The 18,989-nt window shown below is 65.9% G+C and carries 21 protein-coding genes; 8 read left to right on the top strand and 13 right to left on the bottom strand.

Features of this window, described 5'->3' with window-relative positions:
* On the bottom strand, positions 1-459 hold the full coding sequence (locus tag ACT6QU_RS17615) for a (2Fe-2S)-binding protein (RefSeq protein WP_444564289.1): 459 nt from the start codon (positions 457-459) through the stop codon (positions 1-3).
* An 82-nt stretch (positions 460-541) separates the two neighbouring features.
* Between ACT6QU_RS17615 and ACT6QU_RS17610 the strand changes: the two genes are divergently transcribed.
* Positions 542-1,129 (top strand): TetR/AcrR family transcriptional regulator, encoded by a 588-nt coding sequence (locus ACT6QU_RS17610; protein ID WP_444564288.1) that lies wholly within the window; start codon positions 542-544, stop codon positions 1,127-1,129.
* 142 nt (positions 1,130-1,271) lie between these two features.
* On the opposite strand, the gene ACT6QU_RS17605 is transcribed toward ACT6QU_RS17610, so the two are convergent.
* From ACT6QU_RS17605 to speB, 7 genes are all read right to left on the bottom strand, one after another.
* The gene (locus tag ACT6QU_RS17605; RefSeq protein ID WP_444564287.1) at positions 1,272-1,616 is read right to left on the bottom strand and encodes a RidA family protein; all 345 of its coding nucleotides are present in this window, start codon (positions 1,614-1,616) and stop codon (positions 1,272-1,274) included.
* Positions 1,617-1,661: 45 nt separating this feature from the next.
* Positions 1,662-2,435: a carbon-nitrogen hydrolase family protein gene (locus ACT6QU_RS17600; RefSeq protein ID WP_444564286.1), complete on the bottom strand. Its 774-nt coding sequence runs from the start codon at positions 2,433-2,435 to the stop codon at positions 1,662-1,664.
* Positions 2,435-3,235: an ABC transporter permease gene (locus ACT6QU_RS17595; RefSeq protein ID WP_444564285.1), complete on the bottom strand. Its 801-nt coding sequence runs from the start codon at positions 3,233-3,235 to the stop codon at positions 2,435-2,437. Before ACT6QU_RS17595 ends, ACT6QU_RS17600 begins: the two co-directional genes overlap by 1 nt.
* Positions 3,232-4,086 carry an ABC transporter permease gene (locus tag ACT6QU_RS17590; RefSeq protein ID WP_444564284.1) on the bottom strand — a complete coding sequence of 285 codons (855 nt, stop codon included), beginning with the start codon at positions 4,084-4,086 and terminating at the stop codon, positions 3,232-3,234. Before ACT6QU_RS17590 ends, ACT6QU_RS17595 begins: the two co-directional genes overlap by 4 nt.
* Positions 4,083-5,120 (bottom strand): ABC transporter ATP-binding protein, encoded by a 1,038-nt coding sequence (locus ACT6QU_RS17585; RefSeq protein ID WP_444564283.1) that lies wholly within the window; start codon positions 5,118-5,120, stop codon positions 4,083-4,085. The genes ACT6QU_RS17590 and ACT6QU_RS17585 overlap by 4 nt, the downstream gene beginning before the upstream one ends.
* 229 nt (positions 5,121-5,349) lie before the next feature.
* Positions 5,350-6,381, bottom strand: a complete 1,032-nt coding sequence (locus ACT6QU_RS17580; RefSeq protein ID WP_444564339.1) for an ABC transporter substrate-binding protein — start codon at positions 6,379-6,381, stop codon at positions 5,350-5,352.
* 220 nt (positions 6,382-6,601) lie between these two features.
* Positions 6,602-7,657 carry an agmatinase gene (gene speB / locus ACT6QU_RS17575; protein ID WP_024587240.1) on the bottom strand — a complete coding sequence of 352 codons (1,056 nt, stop codon included), beginning with the start codon at positions 7,655-7,657 and terminating at the stop codon, positions 6,602-6,604.
* A gap of 133 nt (positions 7,658-7,790) precedes the next feature.
* Between speB and gcvA the strand changes: the two genes are divergently transcribed.
* Together gcvA and ACT6QU_RS17565 are read left to right on the top strand one after the other, a co-directional pair.
* Positions 7,791-8,780 (top strand): transcriptional regulator GcvA, encoded by a 990-nt coding sequence (gene gcvA / locus ACT6QU_RS17570; RefSeq protein ID WP_444564282.1) that lies wholly within the window; start codon positions 7,791-7,793, stop codon positions 8,778-8,780.
* A 13-nt stretch (positions 8,781-8,793) separates the two neighbouring features.
* A complete protein-coding gene (locus ACT6QU_RS17565) occupies positions 8,794-9,966 on the top strand; it encodes an aminotransferase (protein ID WP_444564281.1) in 1,173 nt (390 codons plus the stop codon).
* A gap of 149 nt (positions 9,967-10,115) precedes the next feature.
* Here ACT6QU_RS17565 and ACT6QU_RS17560 read toward each other — a convergent pair whose 3' ends face one another.
* A complete protein-coding gene (locus tag ACT6QU_RS17560) occupies positions 10,116-10,997 on the bottom strand; it encodes a LysR family transcriptional regulator (RefSeq protein ID WP_444564280.1) in 882 nt (293 codons plus the stop codon).
* Positions 10,998-11,158: 161 nt separating this feature from the next.
* Here ACT6QU_RS17560 and ACT6QU_RS17555 point away from each other — a divergent pair, with 161 nt between their 5' ends.
* Positions 11,159-12,655, top strand: a complete 1,497-nt coding sequence (locus tag ACT6QU_RS17555) for a CoA-acylating methylmalonate-semialdehyde dehydrogenase (RefSeq protein ID WP_444564279.1) — start codon at positions 11,159-11,161, stop codon at positions 12,653-12,655.
* A 278-nt stretch (positions 12,656-12,933) separates the two neighbouring features.
* Positions 12,934-13,320 (top strand): hypothetical protein, encoded by a 387-nt coding sequence (locus ACT6QU_RS17550; protein ID WP_152529580.1) that lies wholly within the window; start codon positions 12,934-12,936, stop codon positions 13,318-13,320.
* A 73-nt stretch (positions 13,321-13,393) separates the two neighbouring features.
* Here the strand turns inward: ACT6QU_RS17550 and rpmF are convergent, their stop codons facing one another.
* Together rpmF and mtgA are read right to left on the bottom strand one after the other, a co-directional pair.
* The gene (gene rpmF / locus ACT6QU_RS17545; RefSeq protein WP_024587246.1) at positions 13,394-13,576 is read right to left on the bottom strand and encodes a 50S ribosomal protein L32; all 183 of its coding nucleotides are present in this window, start codon (positions 13,574-13,576) and stop codon (positions 13,394-13,396) included.
* Between the two features lie 140 nt (positions 13,577-13,716).
* Entirely contained in the window at positions 13,717-14,478 is a 762-nt protein-coding gene (gene mtgA, locus ACT6QU_RS17540; protein ID WP_444564278.1) for a monofunctional biosynthetic peptidoglycan transglycosylase, read from the bottom strand.
* A 124-nt stretch (positions 14,479-14,602) separates the two neighbouring features.
* Between mtgA and ACT6QU_RS17535 the strand changes: the two genes are divergently transcribed.
* Entirely contained in the window at positions 14,603-15,520 is a 918-nt protein-coding gene (locus tag ACT6QU_RS17535; protein ID WP_444564277.1) for a polyprenyl synthetase family protein, read from the top strand.
* Positions 15,521-15,616: 96 nt separating this feature from the next.
* Here the strand turns inward: ACT6QU_RS17535 and ACT6QU_RS17530 are convergent, their stop codons facing one another.
* Entirely contained in the window at positions 15,617-16,450 is an 834-nt protein-coding gene (locus ACT6QU_RS17530) for a lytic transglycosylase domain-containing protein (RefSeq protein ID WP_444564276.1), read from the bottom strand.
* A 2-nt stretch (positions 16,451-16,452) separates the two neighbouring features.
* On the bottom strand, positions 16,453-17,706 hold the full coding sequence (ispG, locus tag ACT6QU_RS17525) for a flavodoxin-dependent (E)-4-hydroxy-3-methylbut-2-enyl-diphosphate synthase (RefSeq protein WP_444564275.1): 1,254 nt from the start codon (positions 17,704-17,706) through the stop codon (positions 16,453-16,455).
* Positions 17,707-17,850: 144 nt separating this feature from the next.
* Between ispG and ACT6QU_RS17520 the strand changes: the two genes are divergently transcribed.
* A complete protein-coding gene (locus ACT6QU_RS17520; RefSeq protein WP_444564274.1) occupies positions 17,851-18,633 on the top strand; it encodes a 3-hydroxybutyrate dehydrogenase in 783 nt (260 codons plus the stop codon).
* Between the two features lie 204 nt (positions 18,634-18,837).
* Positions 18,838-18,989: IS1/IS1595 family N-terminal zinc-binding domain-containing protein (locus ACT6QU_RS17515; protein WP_444836988.1), on the top strand; the 152-nt coding region annotated here is incomplete at its 3' end.

Genomic DNA, 18,989 nt, shown 5'->3' with positions numbered 1-18,989 from the left:
TCAGGCTCCCGCCGGCGCGCCGGCGGCGCGTTTCACCGCCGCGCGGATGCGCGGATAGGTGCCGCAGCGGCACAGATTGCCGCCGAAGGCGTTGTCGATGTCCTCGTCCGTGGGGGCCGGATTGGCCTCCAGCAATGCGACGGCGGTCATGATCTGGCCAGCCTGGCAATAGCCGCATTGCGAGACCTGCTCGTCGATCCACGCCTGCTGCACCGGGTGGAGCGCCTCGGGCGTGCCGATGCCTTCGATGGTGATGATGTCACCGGTAGCCTCGCTGACGGGCATGACGCAGGAGCGCACCGGCGCGCCGTCGACCAGCACGGTGCAGGCGCCGCAGGCGGCAATGCCGCAGCCGAATTTCGGGCCGAGAATGCCAGCGAGATCGCGCAGCGCCCACAGGAGCGGCATCTCCGGCTCGGCATCGATCTGGATCGCTTTTCCGTTGACGGTCAGCCGCATCGCGTCAGCCTTTTCACCCCTCGGCGCCATCTTGCGCCAAGGACATATTGACAAATTCTGTTATTTTGTCAAACAGGACGGAATGACACAGGCCCTTTCCGACATGCTGTTCGTCAATTGCGAGGACGAGCGCCGCACGCGCATCCTCGACGGGGCGATGGGCTGCTTCCTCGCCTATGGCTACCAGCGCACGACGATGGACGACATCGCCAAGGCGGCGGAGATCTCGCGGCCGGCGCTCTACCTCCAGTTCCGCAACAAGACGGACATCTACCGGGCGCTGGCGACGGCATTCATGCAGTATTGCGTCTCGAATGCGGAGGCGGTGTTCGCCGGACCCGGCGATCTGCCGGACAAGCTCGGCAGCGCTTTGACCTGCGTGATGGATCTCGTCGGCGAGGTCGAAGCATCGCCGCATGGCGCGGAAATCCTCGACATGAAGACGAGCCTTGCCGCCGAAGTGGTGGCGACCGGGCGCGGGCGGATGATCGAGCTTGTCGAGACGGCAATTATGGAAAGCGGGCCGACGCCGCTGCCGCCAAGGCTTTATGCCGACATGCTGCTCGACGCGATCGACGGCATGAAACTGCGCATGCCGCCGCTGGACGAGCAGTTGCGGCTGAGGGACGGCTATGTCGGGGTGCTTCTGGCGGCGATGCGCGGCGGGTGACGAAGCCCGCGATTCATTGAAGCGGTTGCGTCGGTGGGGTGGGGTGCGGCTTTTGCTGAAGGGGACCCCCACCCTTTATCCCTCCCCCTTGTGGGTGGAGGGGGCGCGCCGAAAAGCAGTTCCGTTGACAATGCCAGCAGCATCAGCCCTGAGCCGCGATCACAATGATCTCGACCTTATACTTCGCCGCCGCGAGCTTCGCCTCGCCGGTCGCGCGCGCGGGCGTGTTCGCCTTGTCCACCCACGCATCCCAGGCCGCGTTCATCTCGGCGAAATTCGCCATGTCGTCGAGCCAGATCTGCGCCGACAAGATGCGCGACTTGGACGAGCCCGACAGCGCCAGGAGCCGGTCGATCTCCTTGAGGATCGATTCCGTCTGCGCCTTGACCGTGTCGCCGTCGCCGACCTGTCCGGCGAGATAAACGACGCCGTTGAAGATGTTGGTCTGGCTCATGCGTGGGCCGGTTTCGTGCCGGGTGATGGTCATGGGAGCTCCTTCCGAGAAATTCCAGCATTCGGAATTTCGATGCAGTTATGAATTCATGTCTGCGAGATAGCTGTTCGCTTCCGCCGAGGCTTGGTAGCGGCTCGGATCGAGCTCCGCAACGAGAAGCGCCTCCCCTGTCTCGCCGGCCTCCGCCAGAAGCGTTCCGTCCGGCGCGACTATGACCGAGAGGCCCGCATAGGCGAAGCGCTCATCCGCCCCGCAATGGTCGACATAGGCCAGGAACACCTGGTTTTCGAAGGCACGCACCGGCACCAGCTTGCGCGCAATAAACGCGTCGTGGTCGCTTGCCGGCAGCGCCGTCGGCACCAGCACGACGTCGACACCGGCCTTCGCCAGACGGCGCACGTTCTCCGGGAACTCGACGTCGTAGCAGATCAGAATGCCGAACTTCAGCCCGCCGCGCTCGAAGGTCACGGCCTCGGGCTTCGCCTGTTCGAACAGACCGCGCTCATAGGGACCGTAGAGATTGCACTTGCGGTAGATCGTCGGCACCGCCTCGCCATCGACATAGACGGCGCTGTTGCGCAGCGTCTCGCCGTCGCGCTCGGAGAACCCGGCGAGGATGGCGACACCCGTCTCCGCCGCGATCTCCGCCAGCCGCGCGACCTGCGCGCCCTCCGACGTCTCCGCCTTCTCGCGCACCGCGCGACCCGCACCATAGCCGGTCAGCGCCAGTTCCGGCGCGACCAGAATCGACGCGCCCTTGGCCGCTGCCTCTTGCGCCGCACGTTCGATCTTGGCGAGATTGGCGGCCACGTCGCCCGGCACGCTTTCCATCTGGTAGGCGGCGATCTTCATCAGCTTTCGTCCGACGACAGCGCGCCGAGAAGTCGCGGCAGGTCGCCGAACCGCGCCACCAGCCCGAAGATCAGCGCCGCGAGCGCGACGAAGAACACCGACACCGACGCCATGGTCGGCGTGTAGCCGTAGCGCAGCGCGTTGAAGATCTTGATCGGCAGCGTTTCCATGGTGAACCCCACGGTCATGTAGGCGACGATGTATTCATTGAGCGACAGCACGAACACGAAGGCGAAGCCCGATACCAGATAGGGCAGGATGAGCGGCAGGACCACCGTTCGCAGCACGGTCCGGTCGCTGGCGCCCATGGTCGACGCCGCTTCGACCAGCGATCGGTCGATGGACGCGAAGCCGAGGGTCAGCGTCACCAGAGGCAGCGTGACGAAGAAGATGCCGTGCGAGATGATCGCCGTCCACCACTGCCCATATGCGCCCGCTGTCGTCCAGAAGGTCAGGAAGCCGAGCGCGGTGATGACCGGCGGCAGCACGAAGGGCGCGACGCCTAGAAGCTGGAACACGTTCGCCCAGGGTGCAATCCGCCGCCACAGGAACCAGGCGAGCGGCAGCGCGATCAGCACCGCCAGCGTCGCCGCAAGCGTCGCCAGAAGCAGCGAATTCATCAGCGCCTGCCGCCAGCTATCATCGGTGAAGATCGCCGCATACCAGGAGAGCGAAAAACCCTGCGGCGGGAAGGTCAAATTCTGCCGCTCGTTCACCGAAACGCCCGCGACGACGACGATGGGTGCTGCGAGGAAGATCGCGACGAGCGCGAGATAAAGACGCGTCAGGGCCCTGTTCATGCCGCCTCTCCCCTGCGCCCGACGAGCAGCGTCAGCCCCACCATCGCGAGCGACATGAGAACGAGGAACACGGCCATTGCCGCGGCGAACGGCATGTTCGACTGGTAGATCGCCTGGTCGGTGATCAGCACCGACAGCGTCCAATGCTGCGGCCGGCCGAGAATCTGCGGCAGGAGATAGGCGCCGAGCGCGAAGACGAAGACCATGATCAGCGTCGCCACGATCGTGTTGCGCAGCCCCGGCACGACGACGTTAAAGAAGGCGCGGATCGGCGACGCGCCCAGCGTCCGCGCGGCTTCCGTCAAAGTCGGGTCGAGCCGCACGATGGCGGGATAAAGGATCAGCACCGTATAGGGCAACGCCTGGTACACCATCGCCGTCAGCACCGCGCCGAAACCGGGGAAGAGCGCTCGCGGCTCAGCCATCAATCCCGCCCAGACGAGGAGGTTGGTGATGCCGGCCGTGCGCGAAAACAGCGTCGACCATGCAAAGCCGATGATGACTTCGGACAGCGACAGAACGGACAAAAGCGCGACCAGCCACACGACCTGCACCCGCCGGCTCGCCTTCGAGATCAGCCAGGTGAACGGAAACCCGATCGCCACGCACACCAGGGCGACCAAGACCGCCAGCATGATCGAGAACCCGAGCACGCCGCCGAAGAAGGCGGAGAGAAACCGCTCGTAATTGTCGAAGATGAAGGCCGGCGTGTAGAACCCGCCCTGCTGACGCTGGAAGAACGAGACGGCAACCATCGTGCCGAACGGCACGACGAAAAAGGCGACCAGCATGAAGCCCGGAAAGACCAGCGGCGCGTAATCCGCAACGCTCTTCGGCGCCTCGCGTCTCATGATTTCAGCACCACCGCGCTTTGCGCCGGTATCCGCACGCCCACCTTCTGCCCAGCGGCAAGATCGGAGCGGTCGCGCGGTGTCGTTACGGCGACGATGGTCGTGCCGGAAACGTCGACGAAGGTTTCGATCGTGCCGCCGAGATCGCGCACGAAGGTCACCGTGCCGGCCAGGACGCCTTCGCCCGGCGCGGTGATCTGCACGTCCTCGGGCCGCACGGAGAGCGTCGCAGCCCGGGCGCCGTCGACCATCGCAACATCCGGCAAAGCGGTGCCGAGCGCGGTGACACGGCCGATGCTGTCGCTTTCGACGGCCAGAAGATTGGTCGAGCCGATAAAGCCGGCGACGAAACTGTCGGCCGGGCGACGATAGATTTCGACCGGCGGCGCGGCCTGCCGGATGCGGCCCTCGCCCATGACGACGACCAGATCGGCCATGGTCATCGCCTCGCGCTGGTCGTGGGTGACGACGATGGTGGTGATGCCGAGCTGCTGCTGGAGCTGGCGCAGCTCCACCTGCATCGCCTCGCGCAGTTTGGCGTCGAGCGCCGAAAGCGGCTCGTCGAGCAGGAAGAGGCGCGGCGAGATGGCGAGCGCGCGCGCGATGGCCACGCGCTGCCGCTGGCCGCCGGAAAGCTTGGCGACGGGACGCTTCGCAAAATCAGGCAGATGGATGAGCTTCAGCAGTTCGTCGACCCGCGCACTCTGCTCGGCCTTGGATGCGCCGCGAATGCGCAGCGGATAGGCGATGTTATCGCCGACATTCAGATGCGGAAACAAAGCCAGCGACTGGAACACCATGCCGAAATTGCGTTTGTGCGTCGGCGTCGCGGTGATGTCCTGGCCGTCGACGACGACCTGCCCCGAACTCGGCTCCTCGAGCCCCGCGATCATGCGCAGAAGCGTGGTCTTGCCGCAGCCCGACGGGCCGAGCAGGCACACGAACGTGCCCTGCGGCACGTCGAGGCTGACTTGGTCGACGGCTTTGAAGTCGCCGAATTTTTTGGTGATCGCCTTGAGCGCGAGACCCGTCATCGCCGTCCCGTCTTTCCGATGGTCCGGGCTGCAAACGCAGCCCGGAAGATTGTGGTTCCGACGCGCCGAGCAGGTGCACTGCGGTCGGGCGCGTCGAGATTCGGGTCAGGGCGAGCCGAAAACGGTTGGCTTCGAGAACCGGAGCGGAGCGTACTTTTCGTACGTGAGCACCGGAAGCGCAGAAGACTGCCGTTTGCAGGCCGTCCTGGCGTGAATATCGTCGCGCCCGTCAGCCGGCGATGAGCTCCGTCCACTTCTGGTTCAGAAAATCATCGCGCGTCTGGTAGAGGTCGTAGCGCGGGACGATCGGATCGATGTCCGACGACACGGCGGCGAACTCCTCGTCCGTGAGCTGGGTCAGTTCGCGCTTGATCGTCGGCGCGGTACCGACCTTCTGCGACATCAGCGTCTGCGTTTCGGCGCGCGTCATATAGTCGATGAAGACATGCGCTTCCTCGGCCTTCTGCGACGCGCGGGACAGCGCCCACGAGCCTGAATCCAGGATGCCGCCTTCTTCGGGGAAGGTCGAGCGAACCGGGTTGCCGTCGGCCGCGGCAAGGCCCGTCACGTCGTGGTAATACTGGCCCATCGGGATTTCGCCCGACTTCAGCGCCTGCTCGAACTGCGCCTCGTCGCGATACCAAAGCCGAACGTTCGGCTTCACCTCGGCGAGCTTCTGGAACACTTCCTCCAGCCCCTCGTCGGTGCTGAGATGGTCGGTGCCGCCGAAGAACGTCTTGGCGGTGACTTCCAGGAGGAAGGAGTTGGAGACCAGCGCTAGCAGGCCGAGGCGGTCGGCATTCGCCGGGTCCCACAGCGCCTGCCAGGAAGTCGGCGCCTCGGGATAGACGTCGGTGTTGGTCACGAGCGTGATATACCAAGCCACGGCGCCGATGCCGCAGACGCGGCCGTCCGGATACTTGTTGACCGAACGTTCGAGCAGATTGTCGGCATTCGAGATCTTGGCGAGGTCGAGCGGCTGCCAGAGCTCGCTAGCCTGACCCTTCAGCATGGCGACCTGCGCCATCATCGACAGGTCGGCCGGCGCCTGGTTGGCGCGCGCGGCCTGCTCGAGCTGCACCAGCCACGCCTCGCCGGTCGGCTCCGCGATGGATTCGACCGCGATGCCGGTTTCCTCGGTGAAAGCCGGGAAGATGTGCGTGTCGAACGATTCCTTGAAATATCCGCCATAGACGCCGACCTTGATCGAGCGGTCCTGCGCGCGCAGGATCGAGGGCATGGCAAGCATGCCGGCCGTCATCGCCGTGCCGGCGAGCACCGTGCGCCGGCTCACATTGGTGGTCAGAAACTTCTTCATCGTCGTTCCTCTTGTGTGGCCTTTGCGGCCGTTCCCTTGTTCCCAATTCAGCCCGGGTATTCGGGTCTGTGCGAGTCGAAAACGTCTGGTTTCGAGAACCGGAGCGGAGCGTACTATCGTACGTGAGCACCGGAAGCGCAGAAAGCAGGCGTTTGCAGACCGCTCAGGCCCGAATGATGGATGGACTGAACACCATCAGGCTCAATATTTCAAACAGCACCTGTGCTCCCGCATGGGCAGTGTTGGTCGTCGAATCATATTGCGGCGCGACCTCGACCACGTCGCCGCCGACGAGATCGACGCCCTTCAGGCCGCGCAGCAGTTCCAGCACCTCGCGCGTCGTCAGTCCGCCCACTTCCGGCGTGCCGGTTCCGGGCGCGAACGAGGGGTCGAGGCTGTCGATGTCGAAGGAGAGATAGGTCGGCCCGTCGCCGACGATCGCGCGCGCCTTTTCGATGATCGCGGGGATGCCGAGCCGGTCGACCTCCTCGGCATGGATCACCGTCATGCCGCTCTCGTAGGAGAACTCCCACAGATATTCGGCCGAGCCGCGAATGCCGATCTGGATCGTCCGGGTCGGATCGAGCACGCCGTCGAGCACCGCATTGCGGAACGGCCCGCCATGGTGAAACTTGGTCTGGTCGAACGATCCGCTGGTGTCGCAATGCGCGTCGATATGGATCAGCCCGACGGGCCGGTCGCGGCCGACCGCCTTCAGGATCGGATGGGTGATCGAATGGTCGCCGCCGACACCGAGTGGCACGACGCCCGCATCCACCATGCGCGTCACATGCGCCTCGATGTCGTCATGGCTTTGCTCCAGCCGGTAGCGGCTGGCAAACGGCACGTCGCCGATGTCAGCCACGCGCAGTTCTTGCACCGGCGCGCATTCGAGCACGTGGTTGTAAGGCCCGATCCGCTCGATGGTGCGAAGCGCGCGCGGCCCGAAACGCGAGCCGTTGCGGTTGGTGACACCCAAATCCATCGGCACGCCATAGATGCCGACCTGCAGATCGCCGAAATCGGGCGCGGCGGGATCAATCGCGAGGTGCGGCGCAGTGAGGAAAGTGGGCATCCCGGCATAGGGCGCCAGCCGCGTGCCGGATTTGGAGAAAATCTTCTCGGCCACCTTGCGAAAGCGCGGATCGGCGATGTCGCCGCCGGTGCCGTCCGCGAACTTGTCGCGCAGGGCTTCGAGTTTCGCCTGATCCCAGCCCATTGCCTGCTCCTTGGTCGCCGACGCGTGCCGCATAATGTTGTGGCAGATCGAATTGTTGAGCCAGTGCCATTGAAAATGCAATTGATAATGTTGTAGCGCTTGCTGTGAGCTTTCTTCACATCGGAAATCGAGTTTGGCACCCCGCCTGCCCCCGCTCAACCCCTTGCGCGCCTTTGAGGCGGCGGCCCGCCACGGCTCGCTGACCAAGGCTGCGGCGGAGCTTTCGGTCACGCATGGCGCGGTCAGCCACCAGATCAGGGCGCTCGAATCCGCGCTCGACGTGCAGCTTTTCGAGCGCGGCGGCCAGCGGTTGAAACTCACCGCCCACGGGGCCGAGCTCCTGCCCTCCGTCTCCACCGCCTTCGCCGAGATCGCCGGCGCGACCGCCCGCCTGACGCGTCCGTCAAGCGCTGGCGCGCTGTCGGTCACCTGCGTCCCCGCGCTCTTGTCCTTCTGGCTCCTGCCGCGCCTCTCCTCCTTCACCGCGCGCTTCCCGGACATCCGCCTGACCCTCGACGCCGCCAACGACCCGGACCTGATCCACTCCGCCGGCATCGACATCTGCGTCCTTTACGGCGATGGCAACTGGACCGACTGCTGGTCGCGCCGGCTGACCGGGCTCGACCTCTTCCCCGTCGTCTCGCCCTCGCTCATCAACAACCGGCCGATCCGCACCATCCGCGACATGAAGGAGCACATCCTGCTCCACGCCGATGACGGGCGCGAATGGCACACCTGGCTCTCCGCTGCCGACGCGCTCGATTTGAAGCGCAATGCGCAGCACCACATGTGCGACGCGCGCCTCGCCATCGAGGCGGCGATCCACGGCTATGGCGTGGCGCTCGGCGACACGGTGACGGCAAGCCGGTTCCTCGCCTCCGGCCAGCTCGTCGCGCCGTTCAACCTCGCCGTGCCGGCAGTCGACGCCTTCCATGTCGCCTGTCGCTCGGATCTGCGCTCCGCGCCGGTCGTCCAGGTCTTCATCGACTGGCTGACGAGCGAATTTGCCGATATGAACGCCCGCGCCGAGCCGCAGACGACCGCCCGCCGCGCCATTCGTCGCTCCACCCCCGCCCAGCGCAAGGCACCGGCGCGAAAGGCCGCCAAGTCCCGGAAGTCCTGAGACCAGACCCCGCATGATGAGACCGCGCCTCAATCCGCTGATCGCCAGCCTGTCCGCCCCGCCGATCCCCGCCGTCCAGGCCTGGGGCCGCGCCTATGACGGTCGCCTCGGCCTGCTGGTCGACCTTTCCCAAGCCGTGCCCGGCTACCCGCCAGAACCGCGCATGCTCGACTGGCTCGCAGAAGCGGCCGGCTCCGTCGCCGCCTGCGGCTACGGCCCGATCGAGGGCGAGGACGAATTGCGCGCAAGCTACGCCGCGCATCAGGCAGAACTTTATGGCGCGCCGATCGCCGCCGAAAACATCCACGTCACCTCGGGCTGCAATCAGGCCTTCGTCACCGCCGCCATGGCGGTCGCCGGCGTTGGCGATGCGATCCTGATGACCAACCCCTGCTACTTCAATCACGAGACGACGCTGGAAATGCTCGGCATCGCGCCGCGCTATGTGCGCTGCCACGCCGAAAACGGTTTCCTGCCGAGGCTCGAGGACGTCGCCGCCGCCATCACGCCGGACATCCGCGCGCTTGCCATCGTCACGCCGAACAATCCGACCGGCGCCATCTACCCGCCCGCGCTCCTCGCCGACATCCTGGCGCTCTGCCGCGACCGTGGCATCTGGCTGATCCTTGACGAGACCTATCGCGACTTTCTGCCGCTCGGCGCCGCCCGCCCGCATGACCTCTTTTCCGAGCCGCTGTGGCAGGACAATCTGATCGGCCTTTATTCCTTCTCCAAATCCTTCTGCATCCCTGGCCACCGCCTAGGTGCCGTCACCGCCGCGCCGCAGATGGTCGATGCCATCGCCCGAATCATGGACAACGTCCAGATCTGCGCCCCGCGCGCCCCTCAGATCGCGGTCGCCGCGGCCATCGCGCCGCTCGCCGCGTGGCGCGAGGACAACCGCGCCGAAATCGCCCACCGCGCCGATGCACTCAGCGCGGCGCTCGACGGCGCCAACGGCTGGACCCTCGACGCGATCGGCGCCTATTTCGCCTTCCTGCGCCACCCCTTCGAAGGAGAAAGCTCGACCCGCATCTCCGAACGCCTCGCCCGCGAAGCCGGCATCGTCACCATCCCCGGCGCCTTCTTCGGCCCCGGCAACGAACGGCATCTGCGCGTGGCGTTCGCGAATGCGACCGCGGATGTGTTGGCGACGCTGCCGGAGAGGTTGCGGGCGATAGCCTGAAGCGTTGACGCTCCAAGTTGCCCCTCTCTGTCCTGCCGGACATCTCCCCCGCAGGTGGGGAGATTACTCGCGTCGATGCCGAGCGTGATCTCCCCCCTCGCGGGGGGAGATGTCCGGCAGGACAGAGGGGGGCGCGACAAAGCGCAAACCTACGCGAAAAGCCCTCGATCCCTCTCCACCGCCTGCGCAATAAACCCCGCCACCGCCTGTATCCGCCGCACCGGCCGCACCGATTCGTGATAGACCAGCCAATACGCCCGCCGGATCGGCTTGATCGCCTCCACCAGCACCAGTTCCGGATGCTTGCGCGCGATGAATGAGTGCAAAATCCCAACGCCGGCTCCCGCCCGCACCGCCTCCACCTGCCCCAGCGCCGACGACACCGAGAACCGCGCCTCCCATTGCGGATGGAACTGGCGCGCATAGTCGAGCGACGGGCTGACGATCAGGTCCGGCACATAGCCGATCAGCCGGTGCTTCAGGAGATCGTCGGTCGATTGCGGCAGGCCGTGCGCCTCGGCATAGGCGCGCGAGGCGTAGATGGCGAGCGTGTAATCGACGAGCTTGGCCGCCACCAGCCGGCCCTCCGTCGGACGGTCGACGGTGATCGCGATGTCGGCCTCGTGCCGCGACAGCGAGAAGGAGCGCGGCACCGGCACGAGCTGGAGGTCGAGCTCGGCATGAAGCGCGGAGAATTCCGGCAGCCGCCCGGCCAGATACGCGACGCCGAACCCGTCCGGCGCGCCGATCCGCACCGTGCCCGACAGCGCGGTTCCTTCGCCCGCTACTTCCGAGCGCGCGGCGATCATGTCCGCCTCCATGCGCTCGGCCACCTGCAAAAACCGCTCGCCCTCCGGCGTCAGTTCGCAGCCGGTGGTCAAACGATTGAGGAGCTTCGCGCCCAGCGCGGATTCCAACGCCACCATGCGCCGCGAAACGGTCGCGTGATTGAGCCCGAGCCGCTTGCCCGCACCCAGGATCTGCCCAGAGCGCGCGACCGCCAGAAACACGCGCATGTCGTCCCAGTTCATGGAAATCTCCTACCCTTCTTCCCCATACCGCGTTGCACCATTTCGTGCACGTTCTTTCTCGCTCATCGATCCTTGCACAGCGGCTTGCGCCCACTTGGCGTTGCATTGCTGCCGCCATGCGCAGAAGATGCCGCCAAACCGATAAGCTTAGGGAGATCCTCATGATCGAGGTCGGACATTTCATCGGCGGCAAGCGCGTCGCCGGCAAGAGCGGTCGCACCGCGGACATCATGCAGCCGATGGACGGCTCGGTGCGCGGCAAGGTCGCGCTCGCCTCGCGCGAGGAACTGCGCGAAGCCGTCGAGAACGCCAAGCAGGCGCAGATCGGCTGGGCCGCGACCAACCCGCAGCGCCGCGTGCGCGTCCTGATGAAGTTCCTCGACCTCGTCCAGAACGAGTATGACGAACTCGCCGAAATGCTCGCCCGCGAGCACGGCAAGACCATCCCCGACGCCAAGGGCGACATCCAGCGCGGACTCGAAGTGATCGAGGTCTGCATCGGCGCCCCGCACCTGATGAAGGGCGAATACACCGACGGCGCCGGCCCCGGCATCGACGTCTATTCCCTGCGCCAGCCGCTCGGCGTCGTCGCCGGCATCACGCCGTTCAACTTCCCGGCCATGATCCCGCTCTGGAAGATCGGCCCGGCGATCTCCGCCGGCAATGCTTTCATCCTGAAGCCGTCCGAGCGCGATCCGTCCGTGCCGATGCGCATCGCCGAACTCTTCATCGAGGCGGGCCTTCCGGCCGGCGTCCTCAACGTCGTCAATGGCGGCAAGGAAGTCGTCGACGGCATTCTCGACGATCCGGACATCAAGGCCGTCGGCTTCGTCGGCTCGACGCCGATCGCGCAGTACATCTATTCGCGCGCAACCGCGAACGGCAAGCGCGCCCAGTGCTTCGGCGGCGCCAAGAACCACATGATCATCATGCCCGACGCCGACATGGACCAGACGGTCGACGCCCTGATCGGCGCCGGCTACGGCTCGGCCGGCGAGCGCTGCATGGCGATCTCGGTCGCCGTCCCGGTCGGCAAGGAAACCGCCGACCGTCTCGTCGAAAAGCTGATCCCGCGCGTCGAGGCGCTGAAGATTGGCTCCTCGCTCGACGCCTCGGCCGATTTCGGCCCGGTGGTTACGGCCGAAGCCCTGACCCGCATCAAGGCCTATGTCGACGGCGGCGTCCAGGAAGGCGCCAAGCTCGTCGTCGATGGTCGCGACTTCAAGATGCAGGGCTACGAGAACGGCTACTACATGGCCGGCTGCCTGTTCGACAACGTCACGCCGGACATGAAAATCTACAAGGAAGAGATTTTCGGCCCTGTTCTCTCCATCGTGCGCGCCAACACCTATGAGGACGCGCTGCGCCTGCCGAACGAGCACGAATACGGAAACGGCGTTTCGATCTTCACCCGCGACGGCGACGCCGCCCGCGACTTCGCCGCCCGCGTCCAGGTCGGCATGGTCGGCGTCAACGTGCCGATCCCGGTCCCGATCGCGTACTACACCTTCGGCGGCTGGAAGGCTTCCGGCTTCGGCGACCTGAACCAGCACGGCCCCGACGCCTTCCGCTTCTACACCAAGACCAAGACCGTCACCTCCCGCTGGCCCTCGGGCATCAAGGACGGCGCGGAGTTCGTCATCCCGACGATGAACTAGAACGACACCCTTCCTCTCCCCCGGGCAGGGGGAGAGGTGGCCCGCAGGGCCGGAGTGGGGGTGCTTCCTCCAATCAAGACGAACGGGCGCCCCCAGGGGCGCCCGTTTTTCGTCGTCGCGCACATTACGCAACGTCACAGACTCGTGATGGAACGGATACACTTCCTAAACCCTTGTTCCCCCGAAGCCGCCGAGGGTGGCCAAAGATTTTCCGGGTCGGGCAGGGCAGTTTTGTAAATCGTCTTTCCCCGCTGGCCGAAACGCAGGAGGTGCTTCCAATGGCACGCACAGCCCTTATCGTCTCAGCGGCGGCAGCAGCGATGGTCCTGACTGCACTTCCCTTTGCTTCGGCCACCAGCCCGAATGCCGACATGGCGGCGATCCAGCCCGAGGCCCCGGCGGTCGAGACGCCGGCCCTCAACGCCAACATGCTGTCGATGAACATGTGCTCCGAGCGCGCCAACATCGTCACCGAACTCGAGCAGCACTTCAACGAAAGCGCGACGGCAGTCGGCATGGTCGACAACAGCGCGGTTGTCGAGGTCTTCGTGTCCGACAGCGGCTCGTGGACGATTCTTGCCACCGGCACGGATGGCAAGAGCTGCATCATCTCGGCTGGCGAAGGCTGGGAATCGACGCAGATGGTTCGCGGCGCCGACGCCTGATCTAAATCCAACGCAACGCAGGCAACAAAAAAGCCGGGCAATGCCCGGCTTTTTTCACGTCTCGTCGAAAGGCTCAGCCTTCCTTGGGCGTCAGCACCTGGCGGCCGCGATACATGCCCGTCTTCAGGTCGATGTGGTGCGGGCGACGCATTTCGCCGGAATTCTTGTCTTCGGTGAAGGTCGGGGACTTCAGCGCATCGGCCGAGCGGCGCATGCCGCGCTTCGAAGGCGAAGTTTTCCTTTTAGGTACAGCCATGGTCTTGCTCCGGGTATCGATCAATGACCTGCGCAACCCCAATGGGGCCTGCAACGGGCCTAATTCTGCGAAAGGTTGCGGTGCCTATACACGCCGGCAGTCGGGTTGACCAGACTCAGGGCTCGAATTTTTTCAGGCGGTCACCGCAGGCAGCCGACATAAGCCCCTGCCTGGTTCGCCCGCGCCTCGATCGTCCCCGCCAGGCGCGAGAGCCCCTGCCCCGGATTGGCCGGGTCGCGGTTCAGCGGGTTGGGCAGCGCGACGGCCAAAAGCGCCGCCTGCCGCGAACTCAGCTCGCGCGCGGAGCGCCCGAAATGATGCTGCGCCGCAGCCTCCACGCCATAGATGTTCGGCCCCCATTCGGCAATGTTCAAATAGATTTCCATGATCCGCCGCTTCGGCAGCACCGCGTCGAGATAGAGCGACAGCGGCACCTCGATGCCTTTGCGGATCATCGAGCGGCCATGCCAGAGATAGAGGTTCTTCGCCGTCTGCATGGTGATGGTCGAGGCGCCGCGCGTGCGCTCGCCCGACATCGCATCCTCGATGACGGCATTGAGCGCCGGCCAGTCGACGCCCCGATGCGCGCAGAACTGACCGTCCTCCGACATCATCACCGAATGGACGATCGCCGTTCCCATCTGGTCGATCGGAACCCAGCGTCGGTCGTAGCCCTGAAGCGTGACGACGTCACGGACCATCAGCGTGGACGGCGCCGGCACGGCGGGCAGGCGGTAAAGCAGCGTAAGCACGAGCGGCAGCACTGCCAGCACGCCAAGCGCGAGCGCGACGCGCCCGACCCAGCGCCAGCCCGAACGGCGCTTGCGGCGCGGCCTCAAAAGCGCCAACGCTTCTGGCCTCTCGGTCCTGCGCGGTTCGACCTCGATTGCAGGCTCGTCCACCCGTCTCTTCCATGTTCCGACACGTCCACTCGTCTAGCGGCTCGCGTCCCCCTACGCAATCGCGGCCGGCCGTCACGCGCCGATATCGCTTGACCGGACGGGCGGCAGAGGCGATTGCCAGACCATGCACGACCATAGCCAGATCGACTTCGAAACCCTCCTTGCCGGCGCCGCCCTGCGCGTCGAGGCGATGCTCGACGCGCTTCTCGGCGCACGGCCGCTTCCCGGCGAGATCGACCGTCCGCAGCGCCTCCTCGCCGCCATGCGCCACGGCGTCCTCAATGGCGGCAAGCGGCTGCGCCCCTTCCTCGTCATGGAAAGCGCCGCGCTGATCGGCGCTGACGGCGAGGCGGTCCTGCGCGTCGCCGCCGCGCTCGAATGCGTTCATTCCTATTCGCTCGTCCACGACGATCTGCCGGCGATGGACGATGACGATCTTCGTCGCGGCCAGCCGACCGTCCATAAGGCCTTCGACGAGGCCGCTGCGATCCTCGCCGGCGACGCGCTCCTGACGCTCGCCTTTGACATTCTTGCCGACCCGGCAACGGAGCTCGACGCACGGGCAAAGGTCGAACTCGTTGGCAAGCTCGCGCGCGCGGCCGGCATCGGCGGCATGGTGGGCGGGCAGGCGCTCGACCTCGCCGCCGAGCGCGATGCACCGGACGAAGCCGGCATCATCCGCCTGCAGGCGATGAAGACCGGCGCCCTGATCCGCTTCGCATGCGAGGCCGGCGCCATCGCCGCCGGCGCGCCGCAGGCCGACATCGAGCGGCTGGCCGAATTCGGCTCCGCCATCGGCCTCGCCTTCCAGCTCGCCGACGACCTCCTCGACCACACCTCGACGCCCGAGGCGATGGGCAAGGCCACCGGCAAGGACGCCGCCGCCGGCAAGGGCACGCTCGTCGCGCTCCACGGCGAAGCCTGGGCCAGGAGGCAACTGGGCGGCCTCGTCACCCAGGCCTGCGACCTCGTCGCGCCCTATGGCGATCGAGCCGCGATCCTGATGGCGACGGCGCGTTTCGTGGCGGAGCGAGACAGATAGCGCCTCGACCAGCGCCCCCTCCGACCCTTCAGGCCACCTCCCCAGGAGGGGGACCATGCGCAGCATGGTGGAGGGGGCGCTCCTCGCCGTGTACCTTCAGCGATTCTTCAACACCACGCACGACCCGCCCGACCCGCGCAGCGCGGTACATATCCGGTCCGCCTCCCCGCGCGTTTCCGCCCCGATCCGCACTGCGTAGATGCCGGCCCGCGCACGCGGATTACGTATCCGGCTGACGACCGGCTCGTGGCCCGACAGGACGCGCGAATGCTGCTGGCGCAGGCGCTGCCATTGCCGCAGCGCCGCGTCGCGTCGGAAATTGCCGGCGACCTGGATGCCCCAGGGCAGGACGGGAACGCTCGCCATCGCCACCATCGAGGCGCCTGAAACCGGCAGTTCGCGGCAGGCCTCGCCGAAGGGCTTCTTGTCGTCGAGCGGCTGCACGTCCACCGCCTTCCTGACGCCGATGAACGCGTCGGCCGGCGCACCCATGATGTCGAGCACGTAGTTCTCGGTTTCCAGCGGCAGGAAGCCGCCCGAGGCGAGCCAGCGCGACACGCGCCCCTCGCCCGAATTGTAGGCTGCAGCGGCAAGGCCAAGATTGCCGTATTTGGCGGTGAGTTCGGCCAGATAATCGGCCGAGGCCGCGAGCGCCTGGTGCAGGTCGAAACTGTCCGCAAGCCCCCGCAGCGCCGCCGTACCGGGCATGAACTGGGCGATGCCCTCCGCGCCGACCGGGCTGACCGCATTCGGGTTGAACCGGCTTTCCTTCCAGATCAGCCGTGCGAAATATTGCTCCGGCAGATCGTTCCTGCCGGCATGTTCCTCGATGAGATCGCAGACGAGCCCGATCGTCGGCGCCGCCTTTTCGGCGGCGTGCACGGGCGAAAGGCTAAGCACGAGGGCTGCGAGGAGCGCCCGCGCCCGCATGTTCAGGCGCCCGCGCCGCGCCCGAAGCGCTTTTCAATATAGTCCGCGACCATGACCTGAAAATCGGCCGCGATCGCCGGCCCGCGCAACGTCGCAGCCTTCGCGCCGTCGATGAAGACCGGCGCTGCCGGCGTCTCGCCCGTGCCTGGCAGTGAAATGCCGATATCGGCATGCTTCGATTCGCCCGGTCCATTGACGATGCAGCCCATCACCGCGACCTTGAGGTTTTCGACGCCCGGATATTTCTCGCGCCAGACCGGCATGTTGCGGCGAAGGTCGCCCTCGATCGTCTGGGCGAGTTCCTGGAACACGGTCGAGGTCGTGCGCCCGCAGCCCGGGCAGGCCGCGACCACCGGCAGGAACTGGCGAAAGCCCATGGTCTGCAACAGTTCCTGCGCCACCTGCACCTCGCGCGTCCGGTCGCCATTTGGCTCCGGAGTGAGCGAGATGCGGATCGTGTCGCCGATCCCCTGCTGGAGCAGGATGCCCATCGCTGCCGACGAGGCGACGATGCCCTTCGTGCCCATGCCGGCCTCGGTGAGGCCCAGATGCAGCGCGTGGTTCGAGCGCTTCGCCAGCTCGACATAGACCGCAATCAGATCCTGGACCTGTGAAACCTTGGCCGACAGGATGATCCGCTCGCGCGCCAGCCCGATTTCCTCGGCCAGTTCCGCCGACAGGATCGCGGACTGCACGATCGCCTCGCGCGTCACCTCCTGCGCGGTCATCGGAAAGCCCTTGGCCTGGTTGTGGTCCATCAGGCGCGTCAGCAATTCCTGGTCGAGCGACCCCCAGTTGACCCCGATCCGCACCGGCTTGTCGTGCCGGATCGCTGTTTCGACGATGGCGGCGAACTGCCGGTCCTTCTTGTCCTTGAAGCCGACATTGCCCGGATTGATCCGGTATTTAGCCAGCGCCTCGGCGCAGGCCGGATGGTCGGCGAGAAGCTTGTGGCCGATATAGTGGAAATCGCCGACCAGCGGCACGTCGAGCCCGAGCCGCTCCAGCCGCTCGCGGATCTTCGGCACCGCGGCTGCGCTCTCGTCGCGATCGACCGTGATGCGCACGATTTCCGAGCCCGCGCGATTGAGCGCCGCGACCTGCGCGACCGTGCCGTCGATGTCGGCCGTGTCCGTATTCGTCATCGACTGCACGACGACCGGCGCTGCGCCGCCGACGAGAACGCCACCCACCGGCACCGCAACCGAGATGCGGCGCGTCAGCGGACGGTCGAGAAACTGAACATGCGGATTCACTGGGCCTGCCTCATCTGGTGCCGCCGTCTGCCTCCCGAATTAAACCCGCCATCGGGCCGGAGCAAGGCGGCGCGCGTCCATATTGTGCTGCGCTGCAATATATGTTCGATGGCGACAACCACAACAAGACGGGATGACACGGCCATGACGGCGCAAAGAACGGCAATCGTGACGGGATCGACCTCGGGCATCGGCCTCGCCATCGCCCGGCGGCTGGGCGCGGCAGGATTCAACCTCGTCCTCAATTCCTACACCGACGCCGCAGAGGACCACGCGCTCGCCGAAAGCCTCGCCGCCGAGTTCGGCGTCGAGGCGCTTTACGTCTCGGCCGACATGTCGAGGGGCGATGCCGCGCGCCAGCTCGTTGCGACCGCCGCCGAAAAGTTCGGCGCCTTCCACGTCCTCGTCAACAATGCCGGCATCCAGCACGTCGCGCCGATCGAAAGCTTCCCGGTCGAACAATGGGACCGCATCATCGCGATCAACCTGACCTCGGCCTTCCACACGACGGCCGCGGCTCTGCCTATCATGCGCAAGGCCGGCTTCGGCCGCATCGTCAACATCGCCTCCGCCCACGGCCTGCGCGCCTCGATCAACAAGTCGGCCTATGTCGCCGCCAAGCACGGGATCGTCGGCCTGTCGAAGACGACGGCACTGGAAACCGCCGGACAGGGCATCACCTGCAACGCCGTCTGCCCCGGCTTCGTCCTGACGCCGCTGGTCGAAACCCAGATCCAGGATCTGATGGCCGAAAAGAACCTCGACCGCGAAACCGTCGTCGCCGACCACGTCCTGCGCAAGCAACCCTCGAAGGAATTCGCCACCGTCGACCAGATCGCCGGCACCGTCGCCTTCCTCTGCTCCGACGACGCCGCCCAGATCACCGGCACCACGATCTCCGTCGATGGCGGCTGGACGGCGCAGTAGTCCGAAGGCTTCTGAGCGGGACCCCCACCCTTTATCCCTCCACACAAGGGGGAGGGAGCCGCCGGCGTCTTGCCACACGATTCAATGCACAGCCAGTTTTGAAGATTGGGTCGCGACGCGGATGCCCTCCCTCCTCCTTGTGGAGCACTGTTTACACGGAGCTCGTTTTAGATTCTTCTTTCCTAGGTGATTTGCCTTGGAGGGATGGAAATGCGGTGTTCTGGATGTGATGGGACTGACTTGATCAAACGCGGCAGGAAGGCTGGCCATCAGCGCTATCAGTGTCGTGCCTGTGGGCGCTACAGCACGGACAGCCAGCCCAAGTTCTCAGCCCAGACCAAGGCGATGGCGATCGA

The organism is Aliihoeflea sp., assembly GCF_052435475.1.
In the GTDB taxonomy this organism is placed as follows: domain Bacteria; phylum Pseudomonadota; class Alphaproteobacteria; order Rhizobiales; family Rhizobiaceae; genus Aliihoeflea.
This window is presented reverse-complemented; position numbering and strand designations above follow the sequence as displayed.